The sequence below is a fragment of the Synechococcus sp. PCC 7502 genome, from assembly GCF_000317085.1.
Lineage (GTDB): Bacteria > Cyanobacteriota > Cyanobacteriia > Pseudanabaenales > Pseudanabaenaceae > PCC-7502.
In genome coordinates this window covers 511,303-535,951 of the sequence record NC_019702.1, presented here as the reverse complement: position 1 = coordinate 535,951, position 24,649 = coordinate 511,303, and the positions used below count along the sequence as shown (strand labels likewise).

General features: G+C 41.7%; 20 protein-coding genes. 7 read left to right on the top strand and 13 right to left on the bottom strand.

All coding sequences use genetic code 11. The annotated features are described in order from the left end of the window. The 7 genes from ilvN to SYN7502_RS02550 form a co-directional block, all read right to left on the bottom strand. Entirely contained in the window at window positions 1-507 is a 507-nt protein-coding gene (gene ilvN / locus SYN7502_RS02580; RefSeq protein WP_015167340.1) for an acetolactate synthase small subunit, read from the bottom strand. A gap of 69 nt (window positions 508-576) precedes the next feature. Further along, window positions 577-1,911 (bottom strand): guanitoxin biosynthesis MATE family efflux transporter GntT, encoded by a 1,335-nt coding sequence (gene gntT, locus SYN7502_RS02575; protein ID WP_015167339.1) that lies wholly within the window; start codon window positions 1,909-1,911, stop codon window positions 577-579. Window positions 1,912-2,028: 117 nt separating this feature from the next. Continuing rightward, on the bottom strand, window positions 2,029-3,204 hold the full coding sequence (locus tag SYN7502_RS02570) for a pyridoxal phosphate-dependent aminotransferase (protein WP_015167338.1): 1,176 nt from the start codon (window positions 3,202-3,204) through the stop codon (window positions 2,029-2,031). A 59-nt stretch (window positions 3,205-3,263) separates the two neighbouring features. After that, window positions 3,264-5,255: a two-component system sensor histidine kinase NblS gene (nblS, locus tag SYN7502_RS02565; protein ID WP_015167337.1), complete on the bottom strand. Its 1,992-nt coding sequence runs from the start codon at window positions 5,253-5,255 to the stop codon at window positions 3,264-3,266. 29 nt (window positions 5,256-5,284) lie between these two features. Continuing rightward, on the bottom strand, window positions 5,285-6,928 hold the full coding sequence (locus SYN7502_RS02560) for an MBL fold metallo-hydrolase (protein WP_015167336.1): 1,644 nt from the start codon (window positions 6,926-6,928) through the stop codon (window positions 5,285-5,287). Window positions 6,929-6,950: 22 nt separating this feature from the next. Next, on the bottom strand, window positions 6,951-8,366 hold the full coding sequence (gene cobJ, locus SYN7502_RS02555) for a precorrin-3B C(17)-methyltransferase (RefSeq protein ID WP_015167335.1): 1,416 nt from the start codon (window positions 8,364-8,366) through the stop codon (window positions 6,951-6,953). Further along, window positions 8,363-8,944, bottom strand: a complete 582-nt coding sequence (locus tag SYN7502_RS02550) for a nitroreductase family protein (RefSeq protein WP_015167334.1) — start codon at window positions 8,942-8,944, stop codon at window positions 8,363-8,365. The genes cobJ and SYN7502_RS02550 overlap by 4 nt, the downstream gene beginning before the upstream one ends. A 64-nt stretch (window positions 8,945-9,008) precedes the next feature. Here SYN7502_RS02550 and SYN7502_RS02545 point away from each other — a divergent pair, with 64 nt between their 5' ends. The 3 genes from SYN7502_RS02545 to SYN7502_RS02535 all read left to right on the top strand — a co-directional run bounded on the left by SYN7502_RS02545 (window position 9,009) and on the right by SYN7502_RS02535 (window position 11,559). Next, the gene (locus tag SYN7502_RS02545; RefSeq protein WP_015167333.1) at window positions 9,009-9,641 is read left to right on the top strand and encodes a class I SAM-dependent methyltransferase; all 633 of its coding nucleotides are present in this window, start codon (window positions 9,009-9,011) and stop codon (window positions 9,639-9,641) included. Between the two features lie 48 nt (window positions 9,642-9,689). After that, window positions 9,690-10,235, top strand: a complete 546-nt coding sequence (locus tag SYN7502_RS02540; protein WP_015167332.1) for a WcaF family extracellular polysaccharide biosynthesis acetyltransferase — start codon at window positions 9,690-9,692, stop codon at window positions 10,233-10,235. A 103-nt stretch (window positions 10,236-10,338) separates the two neighbouring features. Beyond that, window positions 10,339-11,559 (top strand): glycosyltransferase family 4 protein, encoded by a 1,221-nt coding sequence (locus SYN7502_RS02535; RefSeq protein ID WP_015167331.1) that lies wholly within the window; start codon window positions 10,339-10,341, stop codon window positions 11,557-11,559. Between the two features lie 127 nt (window positions 11,560-11,686). Here the strand turns inward: SYN7502_RS02535 and psbC are convergent, their stop codons facing one another. The 5 genes from psbC to SYN7502_RS02510 all read right to left on the bottom strand — a co-directional run bounded on the left by psbC (window position 11,687) and on the right by SYN7502_RS02510 (window position 16,998). After that, a complete protein-coding gene (gene psbC, locus SYN7502_RS02530; protein WP_246829018.1) occupies window positions 11,687-13,066 on the bottom strand; it encodes a photosystem II reaction center protein CP43 in 1,380 nt (459 codons plus the stop codon). 128 nt (window positions 13,067-13,194) lie between these two features. Further along, entirely contained in the window at window positions 13,195-14,256 is a 1,062-nt protein-coding gene (gene psbD / locus SYN7502_RS02525) for a photosystem II D2 protein (photosystem q(a) protein) (protein WP_015167329.1), read from the bottom strand. 332 nt (window positions 14,257-14,588) lie between these two features. Beyond that, window positions 14,589-15,797 (bottom strand): lipid-A-disaccharide synthase-related protein, encoded by a 1,209-nt coding sequence (locus SYN7502_RS02520; RefSeq protein ID WP_015167328.1) that lies wholly within the window; start codon window positions 15,795-15,797, stop codon window positions 14,589-14,591. A gap of 102 nt (window positions 15,798-15,899) precedes the next feature. After that, window positions 15,900-16,736, bottom strand: coding sequence for a cell division protein FtsQ/DivIB (locus SYN7502_RS02515; RefSeq protein ID WP_015167327.1), 837 nt, complete (start codon window positions 16,734-16,736; stop codon window positions 15,900-15,902). 40 nt (window positions 16,737-16,776) lie between these two features. Next, entirely contained in the window at window positions 16,777-16,998 is a 222-nt protein-coding gene (locus SYN7502_RS02510; RefSeq protein ID WP_015167326.1) for a hypothetical protein, read from the bottom strand. A gap of 136 nt (window positions 16,999-17,134) precedes the next feature. On the opposite strand from SYN7502_RS02510, the gene SYN7502_RS02505 reads away from it, so the two are divergent. The 3 genes from SYN7502_RS02505 to SYN7502_RS02495 all read left to right on the top strand — a co-directional run bounded on the left by SYN7502_RS02505 (window position 17,135) and on the right by SYN7502_RS02495 (window position 20,066). Beyond that, a complete protein-coding gene (locus tag SYN7502_RS02505) occupies window positions 17,135-18,391 on the top strand; it encodes an AAA family ATPase (protein ID WP_015167325.1) in 1,257 nt (418 codons plus the stop codon). Window positions 18,392-18,396: 5 nt separating this feature from the next. Beyond that, complete coding sequence (locus SYN7502_RS02500) at window positions 18,397-18,927, top strand: hypothetical protein (RefSeq protein WP_015167324.1); 531 nt, start codon at window positions 18,397-18,399, stop codon at window positions 18,925-18,927. Window positions 18,928-19,061: 134 nt separating this feature from the next. Beyond that, on the top strand, window positions 19,062-20,066 hold the full coding sequence (locus SYN7502_RS02495) for a CobW family GTP-binding protein (protein ID WP_015167323.1): 1,005 nt from the start codon (window positions 19,062-19,064) through the stop codon (window positions 20,064-20,066). Between the two features lie 16 nt (window positions 20,067-20,082). On the opposite strand, the gene SYN7502_RS02490 is transcribed toward SYN7502_RS02495, so the two are convergent. After that, complete coding sequence (locus SYN7502_RS02490) at window positions 20,083-21,432, bottom strand: cobyrinate a,c-diamide synthase (protein ID WP_015167322.1); 1,350 nt, start codon at window positions 21,430-21,432, stop codon at window positions 20,083-20,085. A 733-nt stretch (window positions 21,433-22,165) separates the two neighbouring features. On the opposite strand from SYN7502_RS02490, the gene recG reads away from it, so the two are divergent. Then, a complete protein-coding gene (gene recG, locus SYN7502_RS02480; protein WP_015167321.1) occupies window positions 22,166-24,613 on the top strand; it encodes an ATP-dependent DNA helicase RecG in 2,448 nt (815 codons plus the stop codon). Window positions 24,614-24,649 lie beyond the last annotated feature (36 nt).

The window sequence follows — 24,649 nt, the reverse complement described above, 5'->3', positions numbered from 1 at the left end:
TTAAGTAACTTTTAGGTACTCAGTATTGACACCTGACTCTCTAATTAGAGAAATCTTACCCGTGCGTGCCACTTCACGAATACCAAATTTTTCCACCATTTTAATAATCGCCACCATTTTACCCGGATCGCCAACTACCTCTAAGGTCAGGGAATCATCGGAAACATCAACTACCCTTGCCCGAAAAATCTGAGCTATTTCAATAATTTCAGAACGATGGGCGGGGGCGGCATTAACTTTAATTAGCATTAATTCCCTTTCCACGCAGGGGATTTCCGTTAGGTCTTTAACCACTATCACATTGATTAATTTATTGAGTTGCTTAGTCAATTGTTCAATCACATGATCATCCCCAGGTACTACCATCGTAATTCGGGAAAAACCATTTTGCTCAGCCGTTCCCACAGCTAGACTTTCAATATTAAAACCCCGACGGGCAAATAAACTAGCGATGCGGGTAAGCACTCCTGCTTCATCTTCAACAACAACAGACAGGGTATGTTTCATAAGCTCGGGGAAACCTAGAAGTTTTTTTAGAATTTTTTCAGAGGTTTTAAATGATAGCGCAGAATTGCCCTAGGAAAGTTGCAAGGTTTTATCAAGTTTGAGAGCTAAAGTTACAGCCCTACCCACCATAAACCCTGTCAAAGCTAACCACAAAAGATGATTATTCTTAAGTTGCCAAGCCATGAATGATAAAGGAAGAAAACCTAGTAAAGATGCCATGAGAGCCGATTTTCGCAAAATTCTACCTGCCGTTAAGCCTAAAAAATAACCATCAAGCATATAAGCAATACTGCCTAACGCCAAAACGGGTAATAACCACAGGACATAATCACTTGCACTATTTACCACTTCTAAATGATTTGTGAGCAAGTTGAATAGAGGAGTTGGAAATATACAAGCTAACAAAGCGATCGCTATGCCAAATCCCAAACTAAAAGCTCCCGCAACTTGAATCAAAGGTTTAAGGTAATCTCTATGTTCTCGACCATAAAACCTACCCGCAAAGCTTTCCGTAGCAAAGGCAAATCCATCCACAAAATAGGCAGACAGGGTGACGATCTGCAGTAATAAAGTATTCCCAGCTAAAATAATAGTCCCAAAGGCTGAGCTTAAATTAGTAAATATGGCAAAGGTGGAAATAAGGGCAAGGGTACGAATTAAAATGTCACCATTTAGGGAAAAAGCCTCTTTTAAAGCCGATGGATTAAATATCTGCGATCGCAACTCCTGTTGATTTAATGCTCCTGTATATTCATGCCATTGATGGGCAACCAGAATAGCTCCCACCGCCAACATTATGTATTGACTAATGGCAGTTGCTGCCCCTGCACCCGCACTTTCCCCGCCTAGTTTCACAATCAATAGATAATCTAAACTAATGTTTGCACCATTGCCAATGACAGATAGGAGTAGTACTTTACGACCCTGTGCCTGTCCTAAAAACCAACCTATCAATACAAAGTTAATTAAAGTAGCGGGTGCGCCCCAAATCAGGGCATTGTAAAATGATTTTCCCGATAACTGTACTTCTGGTGTGGCATGTAAAAGTGCAAACCCAATTTCTCTAAAGGGATGCTGTAACGCTATAATCAACAGTCCTAGGCATAGAGCTAAAAGGCAATTACGCAAGCCAATGATCAAAATTTCTGGGCGATTGCCTCTTCCCATTGCTTGAGCAGTCATTCCCGTAGTTGCCATGCGGAGGAACCCAAAGCTCCAATATATATAGTTAAATAAAATTGTGGCTAGTGCTACACCTGCTAAGTGCTGAATTGCCAAATGTCCTAAAAACGCAACATCAACTAGACCTGCTAAAGGTACCATCAGGTTAGACAGAATATTAATGCCCGCCAAGCGCAAAAACTGGGGCAGAAAACTGAACCTTTCCATAACCAGGGAGTTCATAATTAGCGATTAAATTCTTGGTTGATTTGAATTTATTAATCTGATTTATTAATTTGAGAGATGAATCAGATTAGGAATATCCCCTAATTGCTCTACCCTTTATGTTATTGGGCGAGATTATTGGTTGAGTCGGTATCTTTGCATTCTTTGCACTGCCGTTTCAAGAGTCTCATCTTTTTTAGCAAAACAAAACCTGAGTCCATTAATGCGATCGCGACTGGGATTACTAAAGCAATTACCCGGTACCGCCGCCACCCCAGCTTCCTGCGCCAATTTTAATGCTGCGGTATTAGCATCATCCGCTAGAACCGAACTATCTGTCCAAATATAGTAGGCTCCACGGGGCAGCACTGGCGATAAACCCATATCCTTAAGGGCATAGAAGAGTAGGTCTCTTTTGCGTTGATAATCCCTTGCCATAGTTTGATAGTACTCTCTACCAAATGCCAAAGCTGCTAAAGCTGCATACTGGAGAGGCGCAGGAGCGCAAATGGTTAAAAAGTCGTGGATGCGCCGCATTGCTGCTGTTAAAATGGGGTTCGCCACGGTATAGCCGAGCCTCCAGCCCGTTACACAGAAGGTCTTAGAAAATCCATTTACGACAATGGTGCGATCTCCCATACCGGGTAAACTGAGCATACTGATATGTTGATTATCTTGATCATTGTAGAGAATATACTCATAAATCTCATCGGTAATTACATAGACATCATAGCGATCGCAGTATTCCGCCAATAGTTCTAATTCCGCCAATGTCCATACTTTGCCCGTGGGGTTAGCAGGGGTATTAATAATTACCGCCTTTAAGCCCTTAGCAAATGCTATATCTAGTTTTTCTCGGGTAATTTCCCAGTCTGGAGCTTCCAAGGTGATAAATTCTGGAATACCGCCGACAGTAGCAAGGTTAGGGATATAGTTTTCGTAAAATGGCTCAAAAATTAAGCAGCGATCGCCTGGGTTCATCACCGCCATTAAAGCAATATTTAGACCCTCCGTGGCTCCACAACATACAGTAATTTCTTGATCAGGATCAGCCTCAATATGATTATCCCTTTGCAATTTAGCAGCGATCGTCACCCGCAGAGATTCTAATCCCCATGTATCTGCATATTGGTTGTGATCCGCCGCAATTGCTTCTTGAGCAGCAAGTTTCAACGCCTCGGGGGCGGGGAAATCGGGTAAACCTTGAGCCAAATTAATTGCGCCATACTTAACGCAGTACCGAGATGCTTCACGAATTTGTGACTCTTTAGTTTGAGTTGCCCGTTGGGAAAGATGAAGATGTGATTTCAAGGAATTAGAGTTTATTTTGAAAGATTATTTTGAGAGTTTTTACTTATCTTAGCTGTTTTTTAGGCAAGCTCAAGGCTAATTGCTGAAGCCCCCTCAGGAGTCCTCACATCAGCAGATTCAAAGGTTAAACTTTCCGCATTTAAAACTTGTGGCAAATCACACTTATCTTGAAATACGCTCAGATCGAACCAGAAGGTAGTACCTACACCTAATTCACTTTTAACATGGATGCAACTATGATGCTTCTCGACAATATTACGGACAATTGATAGTCCTAAGCCAGTACCTTCAAGGGTATGGACTTTATTCTCAATGCGATAGAAGCGATCAAATATCCGTTTTTGATCCTCAGGCGAAATTCCTGTTCCCGTATCACTAACCTCCACACGCACCCGATTAATTAAATGGTGGGGATCATTGGGACTAGGCTCTTGGCAATTGTATGCTTTAATAACAACTTTACCACCAGAATTAGAAAATTTTAGGGCATTCCCCACCAGATTCCCCAAAACTTGAAGCAACAGATCGTAGTTACCCCACGCAGGCATAATATCAGCAGCAATTTCCTTGTGTAGTTCAATTCCTTTATCCCGAGCATTAAGCTGATAGGTTCTCAAGGTTTGCTCAATGGTTTGGGGTAAGTCCGTAGCATCAAAGCGGAACTGGCGACCAGACTCTAGGCGAGATAGGTCTAGGACATCATTTACCAGTCGGGTAAGGCGATCTGTTTCCCGATTAGCAGTATCTAAAAATTCATGTTTTTGGTCTTCGGTGAGTTCATCTCCATATTCATATAGAGTTTCAATAAAGGATTTAATATTAAATAAAGGAGTCCGCAATTCATGGCTAACATTACTAATAAACCGACTCTGAGCAGCATTTAGTTCCACTTCACGGGTAATGTCCTGTACGGTCATGGCAATACCTTTAATGGCATTACTGGCACTTATAACACTCATGATCAAGAATCTAAGGGAAGTTTCTCCAGATTCTGAAGTAATCCGAAACTCGGCTCCTTCTCGTTCTCCTTTGACAATTTCGGTTAAAGGCATGCTGATTTCCCGATTCACTGACTGGGGAAGAATTTCGGTAATATCAATCCCGATCGCCTGTCGATCTTCCCATCCTAATATTTTGATGGCAGCAGGGTTAGCTAAAATAACCTTCAGCTCGGAATCTAACAGAATAGCTCCATCGGCAATCGCTGATACTAAGGTCTCCAACTTAGCCTTTTCGGCAGTGAGTTCCTCAATATTCTGTTCTTCATAACTTTCCAACCGCTTTGCCATTTTATTAAAGCTGCGAATTAATTCCCCTAGCTCGCCACCAAAGGGTAAGTCGATCTGCTGCTTAAAATTCCCACCAGCAATACTTTGGACTCCTGCTACTAGTTCTTTAATCGGTCGGGTAATGGTCACGACATTGGAAGCTGCGCCTAAAATTACCATCATCCAAATCGAGACAAATACGGCTGTAGTCACATCCAAAGTTAAGGAGGAAGAAGCCACTGCCGTAGGATTAGGATTAATGCCGATCGCCAGAATTCCTAAATCTTCTCCCTCATGATCCAAATGCACAAACACATCGGTAACTTCACCTTGGGGCGTATTATGTTGTTTTACCCAAGTTGGATCAGCACTGCTAAGGGGATTTTCAGGTAGTTGAATCCTGCGCCTTAAACTTAGGGAATTCTGTACTTCACTGACGGAAAAGGGAATGCCATAGTAAATTTCTCCCGTTGGATCGGCATAGAGAATATAGCGAATACTAGAACTACTATCAAAGAATTTTTTGGAAAGCCTTGCCACTTCAGTGCGATCGCCCTGTGCCACCAATGGGGATACATTTGCTGCTAGGAGTAAGCCTAAATCTCGACCAAATCTTGTATCACTGAGTCTAGCATCGGTTTGAATATCATTAACTGCCCAAAAGGTCACTCCACTCATGAGGAGAGATACCATCAAAGTTACCAATGCCATCAATTTGGTTTGGAGGGTAAACTCTGACCACCAGCGGCGAATTGTTGCTATAGCCTGTAAAACAAATTCCATATCTAGCCATACTTGTTCCCTAAATCTTACTACATATCAGCAGGAATTTTTTCAAACCCTTGACAATAGGCATCAGAGCTTACTTTCATGCCCGCAAGTGGAGATTCACGATTCAGACAAAACTGCCCACTATAAAAACGACAACTAATACAAGATGCTTGAATGGAATCCTTACTGGGCGATCGCTGATTAAATACTGCTTGGGATAATTCTCTAGGGGAGATTCCTCGAATTAATAGGTCTTCCCCTTGCCATCTGGCTTCAATTAGCCCTGTATCGGAAAAATCGAGCCACCGCCGATCCTGTGTTAATTCTATGGGTAGAGATAGCATCACTTCAGAGCTAAGTTCAGATAGTTCCCCTGCGTATGGCGACAATTGATTTTGAGGATGGGAAATATGTAATGAATCTCCTAGGGGTAGTTCCAAATTCATGGAAACCGAAGGACAATGGATATGATAACGATTGCTCAATTCATCAAGGTTTGCTAAATCTGCTAAATAGTTGGAATTACCATGAATAAAAACCACATGTTGAGGTTTAAGATTGTGAATTAATTGAGTTGTACCAGATATATCAGAGTGTTCCGCTAATAGATAAGTAGAAAAAGGAATATGGAAATTAGTGAGTTCTGTTTTTAATTCTAGATTCTGCTCTGGGACAAAAATTTGATAATTAGAGCCTTGCAATTGGTCTTTTAACTGTGCTTGTAACTTTGGATCATGTAACCAATCATTGTCTTGATCCACCAATATAATTGCGGGATTGGAAGATTTATAATTGGACTGATTAATTAAGTCTAGGCTCTGAATCCGAGGACTAATACGACTATCCCAAAATAGCGATTGATGCTGAGCGAAGTTTTGAACTGATAGGGGCAAATAGGGCAGTATTTCCATATACAAATCACAACCAGTCCCAATCCCACGATCAATCCATATATCCAAATCCTTACCCGTAAACGCATGGTGACTTCGCAACAGCATTAAAATTTCCTGCCCAATTCCCACCTTAGGGACAGGAAACAAAACCGAATATCCCGATGCGATTGCCTGATTAATTTGATGGATGAGATTCTGTTCTTGAGTGCGCCGATGGGGATGTTTCGTAGTACCTAAACTACCTTCAAGGATTAATACATCTAGGCTAGAGCCTCGGAATTGTTCCAATTTCAAACCTTGAACTAAGCGAGAATTAGAGATGTAGAAATCCCCAGTATATAAAACGTTATAATCTTGATCCTGAGTGCAATAGGTCAGCCAGATACTAGCAGCACCGGGCAAATGTCCAGAGGGAAGTAGTTTTATTAATAAATTTGGTTCTATCTCTATAGTTTCTCCCCAATCTACAGGGAAAATTGAGGCTAGGGAAGCGGATGGGCAATTGAGAGTTAGTAAATGTGCGGTTACTGCGGATGTGTAGATTGGTAAATCTGGGGCGATCGCCTGTAATGCATCAATACCTCTACTATGATCGGCGTGGGCATGGCTACAAAACAAACCCGACCAGTGATGCTCCTTTGCTGCCAACTTTCTTGCAAATAACTCCAGAGAGGATAAATCCTTTAAGCCACAATCGAGCAAAAAATGATGCTGCCCTAATCTTAAATCAAGGCATATTCCTTCGCCATTCTGCCCTACTCCTAAGGGTAAGCACTCGATCTCAGCTAGCATGATCTTATTTTAACTAGAGTTTTTAATCAAAGTAAGTCCGAGGTGTATAAACCTTAACTCGATCGCCCCATTTTACAATTCGAGTTTTGCTAGAGCCAACTAAGATTACTGTGCGCATATCTGCCAGTTCGGGAGCTAATTCAGCTAGGGTAATAACTTGTATTTCCTGACCTGCTCGCCCCAAATTACGTCCTAAAATTACTGGGGTATTAGGCGATCGCCATTGTAATAAAATTTCCTTAGCTTTAGCTAACTGCCATGTGCGAGTTTGAGATACGGGATTATAAACAGCAATGACAAAATCTGCTTGGGCGGCAGCACTAATTCTCTGTGCCAGAATTTCCCACGGTTTGAGAATATCCGATAACGAAATCACACAAAAATCATGTCCCAAGGGCGCACCAACCAGAGCAGCAGCAGCCTGCATCGCTGAAATACCGGGAGCAACTTCAATATCAATGGATTGCCATTCGGGTTTAGCTACTTGATCTAAAACTTCAAATACTGCCGTTGCCATGCCATAAATCCCCGCATCCCCAGAGGACACTACTACCACTGATCGCCCCTGTGCTGCTAAATCCAAGGCTAGTTCCGCCCGTTCTAGTTCCACCCGATTATCCGAAGCATGAACTTGGCGATTTTTAGTAAATTCTGCCACCAGATTTAAGTAGGTTTTATAGCCAACAAAGTCCGTAGCTGATTGCAAGATCGCTTTAACTTGTGCCGATATCCATTGGTTTGAACCAGGTCCTGTACCAATAATTGACACCTTTCCCGAACTGGGTATGCGCTTATAAATTAGGTAGGTTGAACTAGGTATTGGTTGCGGCTCTTGTTCCAAATTTTCGATAATTTCAATGGTATGACTTGCATCCTGAGCTATGGTAGATAGGGGTAGATTACTTAACCAAGGGGCATGACCAATTAACCGCACCTGTGCGCCCCCCAGTAAATCTGCTAAAAAGGTCTTAGCCTGATCATCGGTATTAGCCAAACGCCACCCCATCGGCGGAGACAGAAGTGTGGTCTTAAATCGTAAATCCCCCGCCGTTGTAATTGCCGCTTTAGTACTTAGTCCATCAGCAATTTGTCTAGCCAGATCATTGGCACCATTTAAACCACCGAGCAAAGGTACTACTACACTTCCATCTTCAGCGATCGCAATTACGGGCGGTTCGGCTCTTTTGCTTGTCAGTAGTGGTGCTAAGGTGCGAATTAAAATTCCTGCGGCACAAATACCAATAATCGGATGCCCCTGACTAAAAAGTAACTGGAGCAGATCACTAAATTTGGCATAGGTTACATCTGCGGATTGGGTGCGATGCTCTAAGCCATAGATTACTGCCCCAGATAGATGATTTTGAATCTGCCGAGCGATCGCTATGTTAGATTCACTTAAAATTATGATCGCTGGTGGTTGACTGCTAGAAACTTTCAAGATAGGGCTTTATCAAAAACAAAACTGGAGATGGGATTACGGGTACGGGGCTGGAGTTCCTTGATTTTAATATCCTCAGGCAGACCATCAAGATCACCGATATAGCCCAAGGCGATCGCCGCAACTGGTTTAAAATTTTCAGGCAAGTTAAAATTGGCAACGGCTTTTGCTGGATCAAATCCCGCCATTTGGTGCAGATATAAACCTAAACTTGTGGCTTGGACTGCTAAGGTGCCTACAGCTTGTCCCACATCATAAACTGCCCAGTCGTTCAGCTTGTTGTTATGGCTAAAAGTGGTTCTAGCGATCGCCAAGATTAATACAGGTGCCGATTTTGCCCAACTGACATTAAAGGGAACCAGGCAATCGAGGATTTGGTTATAGGTATCAGGAGTTTCAGTGGTACCAACAATAAAATTCCAAGGCTGATCGTTATAACAGGAAGCTGACCACCTTGCGGCTTCAAATAGACTAGATAAATGTTCAGGAGCTACGGGTGTATTGGCAAAAGTTCTAGGACTCCATCGCTTAGCGATCGCAGGATTAATTGTGTAGTCGGTAACAGCAGGTTTTTCCATAGATATTTTTGATGGATATAGAATATGTAGGTAAATTAAATATAACCTAGAGAACCGCAAGATCATGGCAACAATTCTCAGAGAATGGAGCTATCGTTACCAATGGCTCTACGATACTGTATCTAAACTAGCGGCAATTAGCGTAGGCGGCGACTATAGGTTTCGGCGACTATTTTTGCGAGATTTAGATATTCAGCCAGATACTAAAGTTTTGGATTTATGCTGCGGTAGTGGGCAGGCAACGGAAATTTTAGTGCAGTATTCCCAGGATGTTACGGGTTTAGATGCTTCGCCCCTGTCTCTCAAAAGAGCTAAGAAGAATGTTCCGCAGGCACAGTATATTCAAGCCTTTGCCGAGGAAATGCCCTTTAGTGATTGCCTATTTGATCTAGTGTTAACCAATACTGCTATGCACGAAATGCAGCCCGATCAACTTAAGCAAATCTTTAAAGAAGTTTATCGAGTCTTAAAACCTAATGGTACCTTTGCGATCGTGGATTTTCATAAGTCTAATCATTGGTTCTTTAAAGCGGGAGTAACTATATTTTTTCAACTATTTGAAACCGAGACTGCTTGGCAATTTATCGATACTGATGTGTCAAAGCTTTTAACTGAAACTGGTTTTACTAATATTAGCGATCGCCTCTATGCGGGTAATAGCCTACAAGTAATTCAAGGATTAAAATTAAACAGTTAAAATTAAATCGTTAAAATCAACAGATCATAATTTAGGCATAGGATGTTCATGCAGTTAGACCAATACACCTTGGGTACATATACACCCGGAGCCTCATTAGTTAAGCAACTGCTTTGGTACTATGGGGGATTTCCTTTGGTACGTTCCTATTGGTTACCATTTTCTAGGTTTAAAGTATGGTTACTGCGTTTATTTGGTGCCAAGATTGGTACTCAAGTCAGAATTAAATCTAATGTCTCAATCAAATTTCCGTGGCGGTTAACCATTGGCGATCACGTATGGATTGGCGAAAATGCTTGGATTGATAATGTTGCCCCTGTCCATATTGAAAATCACGTTTGCGTATCCCAAGGAGTTTATCTGTGTACGGGTAATCATGACTGGAGCGATCGCCACTTTAAGCTCATAGCAAGGGAAATTCATATTCACGAGGGAAGTTGGATTGCGGCAAAAGCGATAATCGGACCTGGAGTTACCGTAGGGAAAGGGGCTGTTCTTGGTCTTGGGGCTGTTACAGGGCGATCGCTAGAACCCATGACTATATATGTGGGCAACCCCGCCGAACCTGTAAAAACAAGAGTTATAAATTCTTGAGTACGTTTTGAGCTTTTCTTAACGCAACCTTAATCGAAATTTTATGGTATAAATAACTAGCTAACTATGATTAGTAGCAACAGTTATCAATAGTGATTAAATTGTGCAGCCAGTCAAGATAACTATAATTACGCAATTCTATCCCCCTGATTATGCACCCACAGGACAGCTAATTAGTGAATTGGCGGTAGCGATCGCTAGGGAAGGACATTCTATTCAAGTATTTACGGGTCAACCTGGCTACGCCTATAACCAACTAGATGCCCCTGTAGAAGAATTTTTTGATCAGGTTTTTGTAAAACGCTCCCGTAGTTCAAGGCTTTTATCTAAACGGATTAGGGGTAAGTTACTTAATGGCATTATCTTTTTTCTGCGTAGCACAGTCAAAATGCGGCGCAGAATGTCCCGTGGCTCTCATCTTCTAATTACCTCCGCTCCCCCTTTCTTGCCTTTGGTGGGATGGCTCTATCACAAATTATTTGGGCATTCCTATACCTGCTTAATTTATGACATTTATCCTGATGCTGCGATCAAGTTAGGTGTAATCAGCGAAGCAAACTGGATCGCTAAGTTTTGGCAATATGCTAATCATAAAATCTGGCGGAGAGCTAAATCGCTAATTGTCCTGAGCGAATCCATGAAAACCATAATTTTAGCAAAGGATGCCAGTCTCAAAGATAAAATCTACGTCATTCCTAGCTGGGCTAATCCAGAGGAAATTAAGCCAGTTCCGAAAGCTGATAACTGGTTCATCAAGCAAAATAACTGGGAAGACTACTTCATTGTTATGCACTCTGGCAATCTCGGACGCTGTCATGATGAAAAAACCCTGATTGACTGCGCCACGATCTTAAAAGATCATCCCCGCATTAGATTTGTATTTGTTGGAGATGGAGACGGAAAGAAAAAGGTAGAGGCTGAAGTCCTAAGTGGCAACTTACCAAATGCGATCCTATTACCCTATCAGCCTCGAGAACACCTGTCTTACTCTTTAAGTTCTGCTGATTTATCCCTTGTCACCATTAAATCTGATATGGAGGGGATTGTCACTCCATCAAAGCTCTACGGTGTTCTTGCTTCTGGACGCGCAATCGCGGCAATTTGTCCTCAAAATAGCTATCTCAGAGATTTAATAGACCAAGGTAAATGTGGGGCATATTTTAGTAATGGTGATGCCGCAGGACTCGCCGAATATATATGTAAACTAGCAGATAATCCTAGCTTGCAGCAGACCTTAGAAATCAACTCTCGTCTGTATTTTGAACAAAATTTTACTATAGGTCAAGTTTTACCTCTATATCTCAGTGCCTTGGGGTTGCATTGATATTTTCCCGCCGATAAATCGGGAGTATTGTTGAAGAAGGATAAATCCCCATAAAAAATCCCCCAGTTTCATCACCGAGGGATAGTAAACCTTTTGCCCTAACTATTTAGCCAATTAACTTAGCAAATTAATCAAGGTCTGGCATCGAAAGCACAGCCTCAGACTCACGGGAAATTCCTTTTTCAAAGCCAGCGACAGCCGCACGCGCACGACCAGCATGCCAGAGGTGTCCGACTAAGAAGAAGAAGAATAAGACAAAGTGAGAAGTTGATAACCAAGAGCGAGGTGATACAAAGTTAACGGCATTGATTTCAGTGATAACTCCACCGACAGAGTTGATTGAACCCAAAGGCGCATGGGTCATGTATTCTGCCGCACGACGAGCTTGCCAAGGTTGAATGTCATTCTTGAGCTTGTCAATATCTAAGCCGCTAGGACCACGCAAAGGCTCAATCCAAGGAGCGCGCACATCCCAGAAACGCATGGTTTCACCACCGAAGATAATTTCTCCAGAAGGCGATCTCATTAAATATTTACCAAGACCAGTAGGACCTTGGGAAGTACCGATATTTGCACCCAATTTTTGGTCACGGATGATAAAGGTCAAAGCTTGAGCTTGGGAAGCTTCAGGACCAGTGGGACCATAGAACTCACTGGGGTAAACAGTATTGTTAAACCACACATAGCAAGTAGCAATAAATGCCATCAAAGATAACGCGCCTAAACTATAGGAAAGGTATGCTTCACCAGACCAAACCAGCGCACGCCTTGCCCAACCAAAAGGCTTAGTAACAATATGCCAAATCCCACCACTGATGCAAATGATGCCAATCCAAATATGACCACCAACCACATCTTCAAGGTTATTTACACCGATGATATTACCTGAACCACCAAAGGGAGAGCTAAGGATATAGCCAAAAATCACCAATGGATTAACGGTAGGGTTAGTAATAACACGAACATCACCACCACCAGGTGCCCAAGTATCATAAAGACCACCAAAGAACATGGCTTTGATTACCAATAAGAAAGCACCGAGTCCCAACAAAATTAGGTGAATACCCAAAATGGTGGTCATTTTGTTTTTGTCTTTCCAGTCATAACCAAAGAAAGCTGAGTAGTTCTCTAATACCTCAGGTCCACGCAGAGCATGGTAAATACCACCTAAACCTAAAACCGCCGATGAAATCAGGTGAAGTACGGCGACAACAAAATATGGAAAGGTATCAATTACTTCACCACCAGCACCAACACCCCAACCTTGGCTGGCAAGATGAGGTAATAGGATTAGCCCTTGCTCATACATGGGCTTTTCAGGGACAAAGTGAGCGACCTCGAACAAGCACATAGCACCTGCCCAAAATACAATTAAGCCAGCATGGGCAACATGAGCACCCAAAAGCTTTCCAGACAAATTAATAAGACGGGCATTCCCAGACCACCAAGCAAAGCCTGTAGTATCTTGGGTACGTCCGCCTACTCCTAGAGAATTATTGAAATTAATAGTTGCAGTCACGAGGTAGTTTCTCCCGTATGGTTTCTTAAGATTTCTAATATTACAGTTATAACGGGTAAAGGTGTTAGCTGCCAAAATTTACTTAGAAGCCAACACCCTATTCCTTTCAGACGAATTTATAGTGCGTTACCGCGAGGTAGAACTTCCTCAGGGAAGATGAATTTTTCTGCAGGTTGGTCTTGAGGAGCCATCCATGCGCGAATACCTTCATTTAACAATAAATTCTTGGTGTAGAAGGTTTCAAATTCTGGGTCTTCTGCAGCTCTAACTTCTTGGGAAATAAAGTCATAGGCACGGAGGTTCAAAGCTAACCCAACGATACCAACACTACTAAACCATAATCCAGTGACAGGTACGAAAAGCATAAAGAAGTGTAACCAACGCTTGTTAGAGAAAGCGATCCCGAAGATTTGGCTCCAGAAACGGTTAGCAGTCACCATGGAATAGGTTTCTTCTGCTTGGGTTGGATTGAACGCTACAAAAGTATTAGAACCTTCACCATCATCGTATAAGGTGTTTTCTACGGTTGCACCATGAATAGCGCAGAGTAAAGCTCCACCGAGAATACCAGCTACACCCATCATGTGGAAGGGGTTAAGTGTCCAGTTATGGAAGCCTTGTAGGAACAAGATAAAGCGGAAAATGCCAGCAACACCAAAGCTAGGTCCAAAGAACCAGCCAGATTGTCCTAGGGGGTAGAGTAAAAATACAGATACGAATACAGCGATTGGACCAGAAAATGCGATCGCATTGTAAGGACGAATACCAACTAGACGGGAAATTTCAAATTGACGGAGCATAAAGCCAATCAATCCAAAAGCACCATGTAGTGCTACAAATGTCCATAGACCACCAATTTGAATCCATCTGGTAAAGTCACCCTGTGCCTCAGGTCCCCAAAGTAGTAAGAGAGAGTGTCCCATGCTGAGAGCAGGAGAAGACACAGCAACAGTCAAAAAGTTAGCACCTTCAAGGTAGCTAGAAGCCAATCCGTGGGTGTACCAAGAAGAAGCAAATGTGGTGCCAGTCATCCAGCCACCAACCGCTAAAAATGCAGTAGGGAAGAGCAAAAGACCGCTCCAGCCGATAAATACAAATCGATCACGCTTTAGCCAGTCGTCAAGGATGTCAAACCATCCTCTTTCAGCTTGCTGCGATCGCCCGATTGCAATGGTCATAAATTAAAATCCTCTAAACCTAATAAACTTAAACAGACTTAATTTGAGTTAACTAATTATTGCTGCCGTTTTCAGAAATCACGAAACCCGTAACTCTAAAACTGACAACCAGTATTTGCTGATAAAGCGTTGAACTGGAAAATTTTGTTGCTAAATAATAAGATTCTACCTTAGGTTTAACCTATTATGTAGCAACTATTATTGAGACAGCTTAACACATCTTTACGTTTGTAGGTATGGGAAAATCGAATTTAGATTTTATAGCCTCAAAATGCTTCAAAGAACTATCCCACAGGGGGTGAAGCCTAAGCAAATGTACTTATGATGATCTGTTAAATCAGTTTGGCAATGTGATCGGCAATGCGGGCAGAACCTCCCTTTAATCCCACTCGTTCAATGCCATTATTTTTGCAAGCATTAAGGTATTCAGGATTGTGTAAGGTTAGCTTAACTTGGTTGGCTGCCTCTTTTAAGATGGTTGCAGTAGCAGAAGTTTTACCGATAGTTTGAACTGATATTCCTAATAAGCGCATTTGTGCTTCGGCGAAGGAATAGGTAAATTGTGGTCCCTGCCCCAAAATTTGAATTACAGGTTTACCTAGCCCCACAGCTTGCTCTACAGCAGTTCCTGCCATACCAATTACTAAGTTACATTGATGCAAAACATCGGCAAAGCTATTATTAGGGCAAAGAACTTCAATCAGCTTTTCTCCTTGATCAATCATAAATTTATGCGGCGGCTCAAACTGCCAATTATGGTCATGGGCAATTTTTTCTAATATTTCAGGTGACAACATACTAGGAACTAAGGCTGCTCTAAACTGCACTGGACTGGGGGAAAATTCCTCAGCGATCGCTACTACTAAATCCAACATTAAGCCCAAATTTTGACAGGCTTCAGGGAGTCGGCTACCTGGTAATAGGGCAATCATCGGTATCTCAGGGTTAAGTCCCAAATCTATACCTTTAGGTTCAAGTACATCCATAATCGGATAACCCGCAAATATTGCCTTAGATATACCCTGCTGTTTCATTAACTGGGCAGTAAAGGCATCACGGGTAAAAATTTTCTTGCATAAAGGCGATCGCATTAACCAATTTATTACAAAAGGAGGCTGCATCCGATTTTCATAATGGGCGGAGGAAGAAACAATAAAAGCGGTATATGGACATCCAGTCAGACGGGCGATCGCTAGAGGCACAATATCTCCTGTCGCAAATATTAGATCACAATTTTGAGCAAATGCCCTTGCCGCTTTAATTTGTTGCCATGTCAGTTTTAATAAGCCCTTCTGCACATCTGTGAATAATTGGCGTTTGTCCATATATACAAATCCACCCGACGGCAAACTCAACGTTGGCGCAATAATCTCAACTCCTAATTTTCTATAGGCATTACCTTCCCCAACCATGGGCAGGGCGGCAACTTTAATATTGGGATAATTTTCTTTTAGTGCCTTTAAGACTTCACTGGCATTTAAGTCTTCCCCATGTCCATTACTAATGAATAAGACTGTTTGTTTGGATTTATCCGATGTCATTATGCGATCGCAGTTTTTGAGTAATAGTTAAGTGACAGTATAAATTTTAGTTTTTAAGCTAGTTTTCCAAATCAGTGACATCTGTTACTACAATTACCAATATCAATTTACCTGTGGCTTAGTCTCAGTTTGAGTGGGCTTTACCCCATCGACTACGGGAAAGTTAGGGTTAATTAAGTCTATATGGGTGAATTTCAGATTGGTTGTGGATTTCGGTAAATTTCTGAGGCGATCTAACATTTGGATTTGTTTTTCCATTTTGTCGTAGGTATAGTCACCACAATGAATTAAGCCCAGTTCCGTACTTAAAATTAAGTTATCAGCACTGCGAAAATCTAGTTTAAAAATTTTAATAGGACTACGACTAATCTGGGTATAAAGCCGCCGCCATAACCCTAAAACCCGTTGATTTATCCCAAGTACCGTAAGTTCAGGTTTTTTCAAATTAGGAGGATAACTTTTTTCAGAAATCCACACTCCTTTCAGGTCTATATATCCTGACTGCCCATCTAAAATCGCATTGGCAACTGGCTGACGTTCCTGCACGATTACAGTCAATTTCAAAGGGAATAAAGACCGTTTCACAACCACATTATAAACTGGAGCCTTTTTTTCCAACTGGGCGGCGATCGCCTGTGCCTGCACCCGAAAAATATATAAAGGATACTGAATTACAATTTGTTCTTTTAATTGATTAGCTGATAGTAAGCGCACCCCCTGCACCTGTATTTGATTAGAACTGGTTAAGTTCCACATTGGTAAGGAGACCAGCCAAACCCCAGCTATTAATATGCCCGATGACACAAAAATTCGCCAAGCCATCTTTAGGGCAGGAGCTTTATCTTTAAAAAATTCTTCACGCAGCTTTTGTTTGCGTTGCCGACGTCGCTCTGCAAAGTTTACATCCCCTTCGGGATATTCAGGATACCGATTAGACATAGTTTATAATCTATAGATCAAGCTTGATTTATAGACATGGTTATAGGTCTGATGGACTGCTGCGAAATTGCCGTTCCAGTTGGGCAATAATTTCTTCACGGTTTTTAAGCTCACTCAATACCACAGGTTTAGAGCCTGAAATTTCTGTAGGCTTTATACTGCTTCCCTGTCTTAAGGACTGCAACGCCTTGAGAAAAATTAGAGATGATGCCACTATGAGCAGAACTGATACTACTATGTAAACAACAGCGGCTGTGATCATATCCTAATTATTTAATAAAACTAATTTATAACACCACTGCAAATAGATTTTCAATAAATATGCTAACTTTTAGGACTAAATGTAAATTTAACTACAATATTTACCTAGATCAAAATCTGGGTTCTGCTCACTGATCATGAACTATTACATTTCTCCCCGTTTTTTGGATAAGTTGGCGGTACATATCACCAAAAATTTTCTCAATCTTCCCGGTTTAACTGTGCCCTTAATCTTGGGTATTCATGGTAGAAAAGGTGAAGGTAAATCATTTCAGTGTGAATTAGTCTTTAAGCTCATGGGAATTGAGCCAGTCAGAATGTCCGCAGGTGAGTTGGAAAGTCCCGATGCTGGTGATCCAGTGCGGCTAATTCGGACTCGGTATCGTGAGGCAGCCGACCTCATTAAAGTTAGGGGCAAAATGTGTGTGCTACTCATTAATGATATTGATGCTGGGGCGGGAAGGGTTGATAGCTCTACCCAATACACGGTGAACACTCAGCTTGTAAATGGCACCTTGATGAATATTGCTGATAACCCAACCGATGTGCAGTTGCCCGGTAGCTATGAAACTGAACCTATTAGTCGTGTGCCAATTTTACTTACAGGTAATGACTTTTCCACTCTGTATGCGCCGTTGTTGCGAGATGGCAGAATGGAGAAATTTTATTGGGAGCCAACAAAGGAAGATCGGATTGGGATTGTGACGGGAATTTTTAAAGCAGATGGCTTAACTGAACAGAATGTTGAAGAACTAATTAGTAATTTTCCTCATCAATCTATAGACTTTTTTGGAGCATTGCGATCGCAGGTTTATGATCAACAGGTACGAGATTTTATTCGGGAAATTGGCATAAATAAGGTCTCCACCCATATCGTTAATAATCCTGATCTAACTGTAAAGTTCCAACAGTCTCCTAACTTTGGCTTACCCTACTTGATTAAGTTGGGAAATATGATGGTACATGAACAGCAACGGGTGCAGTCTAGGGGATTGGTTGAGGAGTACACCACTGGGCAAAAAACTATTGCGATCGCCGTACCACCAATATCTACTTCAGAACCTGCCAAGGATTATTTATCTAAAGATCACGCATCAACTCCATTACAAGAATTACCTAATAATTTATCTGGCACTTACACTGAGATTGAACGCTTACTAGAAAATGGACTTAGACAGGGTGGACGTTTAAGTTTGGAAATTGCCACACCCCGTGAAAAGGCACAAAATAGTTGGCGGAGTTGGCAGTGGCAGCATCAACCCCAGAATGTAACCGAAGCTATGCAGGAAATTCAATCCTGTGTGGAAGATCATCCTAAATCTTTCATTCGCTTAGTAGGATACAACCCTAAAACTCAAATCCGAGTTCTGCAAGAGGTAATTATTCGCCCCTAGGAACTATGACACCTCGTAATCCTAATTCTTCTCCTCAACAGCCAAAGATAAGAATTGATCTCGGCAAGGCAGGGTTTATATTTTTACTCGCTATCTATGGGTTTAGGGGAGCGATGGATTATGACAACTTTTTATTTATTCATAACTTTGATCTAATCGTGCATGAAGCAGGTCATGCTATTTTTAGGCTCTTGGGTGAATTCATCATGTTTCTGGGGGGAACTCTGATGCAGCTTATTGTTCCCATAGGTATTACAGTCTACTTTTTCATCCGTCAAGAAAGATATTCTGGGGCTATCACTCTATTTTGGGTTTCGATCAATCTTTTTGATGTTTCCCGCTATATGAAAGATGCTAGAACTCAATTTTTACCTTTACTTGGGGGTGAAGCTGTTACCCATGATTGGTTTTACATTTTTGGCAAACTCAATCTTCTCCAAGCAGATGTAGCTATTGGTAACTTTGTGTATGTAGTGGCATTTATGGTCTATATGGTAGCGATCGCCTTAGGTTTTTATTATTCCTGTCATGAGTAATTATTACTAAGTACTTAGGTTTATAAGATATTTCCGAGCCAGTACTTGTATTGATTAGTTAACCTATGAGCTAGCCTAATAAGCTAACCTATAAACAGTATTGCGATTTTAAGTTATCGATTAATTTAGATATTATGAATGTGATTGCCAAACCATCCGTGCCTGTAACCGTACTCACAGGATATTTAGGGGCAGGAAAAACCACCCTACTCAATCATATTTTGACCTATGAGCATGGTAAGAAAGTGGCAGTTATTGTCAATGAATTTGGCGAAATTGGCATTGATCAGCAACTAGTTGTCAGCACCGATGAAGAAATTTTTGAAATGAATAATGGCTGTATTTGCTGCACAGTTAGGGGTGATTTGATCCGTATTATCACTAAACTGATGCGACGCAACTTTGATCATTTATTAATAGAGACTACGGGTTTGGCTGATCCTGCGCCAGTAATTCAAACCTTTTTTAGTGATGATGATGTCAAAGCTAAAACTCATTTAGATGCTGTGGTAACTGTGGTTGATACTAAGCATATTTCTCAGCATTGGGATAGTAGCGAAGCCCAAGAACAAATTGCCTTTGCCGATGTAATTTTATTAAATAAGATTGACCTTGTTACTCCAGAAATCCTCACAGCACTGGAAACAAAAATCCGATCCATGAATGCGATCGCCAAAATTTATCATACTCAATCCGCTCAGGTGGAAATGTCTTCTATTTTAGATGTGGGAGCCTTTGACCTTAGCCGAGCCTTAGAAATCGATCCGCACTTTCTGCATAAGGAAGTTGATCATCACGATCACGAACATCACCATGATCACCACCACCATCATGAACATGATCAAACCGTTAAATCTGTGGCAATTGTCGAAAGTGGGGCAATGGACGGCATCAAGCTCAATGAGTGGCTGGATCAGCTTTTAAGTACCAAAGGTGCAGATATTTTTCGGATGAAAGGGATTCTAAATATTGATGGAGAAGCTAATCGATTTGTATTTCAAGGAGTTCACATGATCTTTGATGGGAAAAGCGATCGCCCTTGGCAAAAAGAGGAAACTCGTAAAAATGAAATCGTCTTTATTGGACGGAACTTAAATGAAACAGAACTGCGGCAAGGATTCCTAGGATGCAAAGCTTAGAAGATATGACTAATATCTAATATCCCAAACAGCAACCTAAGAATCTCTCTACTAAATGCGGTTGCGCCCCAAAATGCAGATGCACATAGGAAGCATGAACTTGATATTTCTGCCACCCTTCGGCGGGGAATTGTAATCCAGAGTCAAAACCCGATAGGTTAAATAAAGGCAAATTACTAGATTCCGTTAAAGTAGAACGATGGAACTCATGCCCCCAAATGCGATCGCCAGTTTTAACTAAGCAAGAATCTGTTAATGCTAGAGCCTGACGGTAGCCAAGGGTTAACCTTTTACCCATTACTGCCGTAGTTGGAAAAATCCCCACCATTGCATATAAATTATGATCAAAATCTTCAAGGCGATCGCAGAGATACATTAAACCGCCACATTCAGCGATCGTGGGTATGCCTGATTTAATTGCTGTTTTTACCGAGTTCCTTGCTGATTGATTAGCGGATAGCTGTGGGGCAAAGACTTCAGGAAATCCACCACCAAAATATAAACCTTGAATATTTGGAGGTATAGCTGTATCTTGAATTGGACTCCACGGGACTAGTTCGGCTCCCATATTGCTAAGCATATCTAAGTTATCTGCATAGTAAAAGTTAAAGGCAGCATCTTGGGCGATCGCAATTCTGACTGGCTGTTTAATTAGATTTGATTCCAAGATATTTGCGGTGGTCGGGGCTTCGGTTTTCATTAAAGGTAATAATTTTTGCCAATCAAAACAGGTTTTACCCAATTGTGTGAGGCGATCCAGCACTAAATTAAAATTAGTTATTTCACCTGTGGGTATTAATCCTAAGTGGCGATCGGGAATAGTAATGTCATCTTGACGGCGTAGCACTCCTAAAATTGGTAGATGCAAGGGTTCTAATGCCTGTGTTAATAATTCTAAGTGGCGATCGCTACCCACCCGATTCAAAATTACCCCAGCTATATTTATTCTTGGATCAAAGGTTCGATACCCGTGGGAGATCGCTGCTATAGATCGAGAAGTACTAGCACAGTTCAAAATTAAAACTACGGGAATATTTAGTAACCGCGCAATATGGGCAGTGCTGGCAGTATCATCCCGACCCGTTGACCCATCAAATAATCCCATTACCCCTTCAATTAGGGCATATTCAGCAGGTTGAGAGTATTTAGCAAAGCATGACTGCACATACTGTTCTGACGTTAAAACTGGATCAAGATTCCGACAGGCTCTTCCCGTAATTTTGCTATGAAACATGGGGTCAATGTAGTCGGGACCAATTTTAAAAGACTGGACACTTTGATCCTGAGATACCATTGCTGCCAATAAAGCCAAGGTTACTGTGGTCTTACCTACTCCACTCCGTTCTCCTGCAATAATTACAGCCATTTCATGTTTAGCAGAAGGTTAGGGTAAGCCATATAAGTTCCTAAATAAGTTACTAAAAATCTCACAGGTGTCTTTTCAGGTGGCTCTCACAATCTCCTCGAGAAGCTCCTAACTCTTAACTTATAACTCTCAGCCCAAGAGAAAATAGATTTGTTATGTTCTTCCACCTTGCTGAACGGCTGGCATTAGATCGTTAAGTTCTTCAATTCTCAGCATACGAATATCTCTTACCGATGTAGAAAACTAAGGAAGCGATCTGGAGACTTCGATCGCAGCTACAACGCAGGAAACAGCATTAATATTTTATTTTTATTCCCAAATATAGACACTACCTTGCTGGCGGGTAAACCCATTTCTTTGCAATACCTATTATAGGGGTCTCCGTAGTTCAACTTCAGCGACTCAATATCCATGTCAAAGGCAATAGCGTACACTCTTCCTCCTTCGAGCTTCTTTTCCTGTTGTTGCTGTCCACTTATTTGATTAATGGTACTGTGATTACTGGCTCTCTTTTGAGGAATTTAAACAAGCATACTAACCTCCGACTAATCATAATCTTCTCAGTTATTGTAACTGAAACCAAAAATTTAGTAATCCAAGCGATCGCCACTTTTTTAATCCAGATTTTTGAGATAGGCGATCTTGAGGGAGATCATATTTTTGCTGCCCTTGCCTAGTCAACTAAACTAATAGATATCCTTAAATAAAAATGGTTTGGAACTGCTAATTAGCTATGGTGAGTCCAGTTGATATCGGTCGGCTACAACAAGCATTAACCATTGAAGTAGAGCATAGTTTTAGTAATTTGCAGGGTAGGCAATATCTATTTGCTGATTTTATGCACTTGAGCTTGGCACAGCAATTAAATTGGGAGGAGAGCGATCGCCGCAAAGCCAAAACTTTAGCTCAGGAATTTAAGCAATATGACTCTTTATCCATTGCCCGTCGTCAGTTTATTGTGGCAGAAACCCGAAGACTACTGTATGAAGTGCGGCGTAAGGAAATTAGTGCAGAATCCCCGCCACCGAAGCAGAAAAAACCGAAAACTCAACCTTTAGTTACTACTAAAACTAAATTCCTCAAGCCTGAAACTCTGTTGAGTGAGGTGGAAGGTCTAAATGGTAGTCAAATTTCTAAATTAAAGCTGCTGGATATTGAAACTGTGGGGGATATGTTGCGGTATTTTCCCCGTGATCACATTGATTATGCACGACAGGTGGCGATCGCTGATTTAAATGATGGTGATACAGTTACAGTAATTGGTACGATTCGGCGGTTTAATTGCTTTACCAGTCCTAAAAATGAGAACTTAACGATTGTAGAAATTCTTTTGCGCGATCGCTCTGGACAGATTAAGCTCAATCGTTTTTGGATGGGGAAACGCTACAGCAATCGGGGTTGGCAAGAACAACAAAAACGTTTATATCCTGTGGGTTCTACCGTGGCAGCATCAGGAATGGTAAAGCGGAGTAAATATGGTTTGACGTTGGAGAATTATGATTTAGAAATTTTGGATCATACAGGCGATCGCATTGAATCAAATACCATTGGCAGAGTAGTACCTGTATATCCTTTAACTGAAGGAGTCAGTCCCGAATTAGTCAGAGGCACAATTATTAAATGTTTACCTGCGGTTGGTAAGCTTGCCGATCCAATTCCCCAAAAGCTTAAGGATGATTATGATTTGCTGGGATTACCCGAAGCGATCGCCCAGATTCATTACCCCGATGATACCGAAAAATTAAATGCAGCAATTAAGCGGCTTAGTTTTGATAAATATTTTTACCGTCGTTTAGTAGCTCTCTATCGTCGTCAACAACAAAAAGCGATCCAGTTTATTCCTCGTAGTCAGTTAATTGAGAAGCTAGAGGAGATTTTACCGTTTCAGTTAACTAATGCCCAAAAGCGCGCGATCGCCGAGATTAGAGAAGATTTACAAAGACCAAATCCCATGAATCGTCTTGTCCAAGGAGATGTGGGTTCGGGTAAAACCATTGTGGCTGTATATGCTTTATTGTCAGCGATCGAGTCAGGCTACCAAACAGCGTTTATGGCTCCCACCGAAGTATTAGCAGAGCAGCATTATCGCAAATTATTGGAATGGTTTACTCTGCTGCATCTACCCGTGGAATTGCTAACTGGCTCGACTAAAACTGCGAAACGCCGCCAAATTTTAAGCCAACTGGAAACGGGAGAATTACCTTTACTGATCGGTACCCATGCCCTAATTCAAGATACGGTAAATTTCAATCAGTTGGGTTTAGCAGTAATTGATGAGCAGCATAGATTTGGGCGGGATCAGCGATCGCAGCTATTACAGAAAGGGGAAGATCCCCATGTGTTGATTATGACGGCGACTCCCATTCCTCGGACACTTTATCTCACTAATTCCGAAATCGAAGTCAGTATTATTGATGAATTACCCCCCGGACGCAAACCGATTCACACCACCCTATTAAAAGCGGGACAACGAAAGGATGCCTACGATCTAATTCGCCGAGAAGTAGCACAGGGACGACAGGCTTATATAGTTCTGCCCTTGGTGGAAGAATCAGAAAAAATGGAGAATATTAGGGCAGCAGTGCAGGAGCGAGAACATTTGCAAGCCAGTATATTTCCGAATTTTAAGGTGGGATTACTGCATGGACAGATGAGTAGTGCCGAAAAAGATGAAGCAATCAGTCAATTTCGTCGCTTAGAAACCCAGATTTTAGTAGCAACCACCGTAGTCGAAGTCGGCGTTGATATTCCCAATGCCTCGGTGATGTTAATTGAGCATAGCGATCGCTTTGGTTTGGCACAACTGCATCAATTACGGGGTAGGGTAGGCAGAGGCGCAGCCCAATCTTTTTGTTTATTAATGAGTGCTTCTAAATCCGAGACGGCGATCGAACGCTTAAAAGTATTAGAACAATCCCAAGATGGTTTTTTTATTGCGGAACGGGACTTTGAACTGCGTGGTAAGGGTAAAGATGAAGGTAAGGAACAATCGGGTCATGCTGGTTTTTCCATAGACGATCGCCTCAGTGATGAGGCTGCCCGTCAAGAAATCTATACCATTGCCCGTGCTGCCGCCGAGCGCATTATGAAAAAAGACCCAACCCTAGAGTTATTTCCCGCCTTAAAAACCGAATTTCAACATCACTATCAACGTTTACAGGGAGGCGCAATTTTTACTTAAGTCGATCGCTTAATCTATGGTTTATGTTGATCCTTA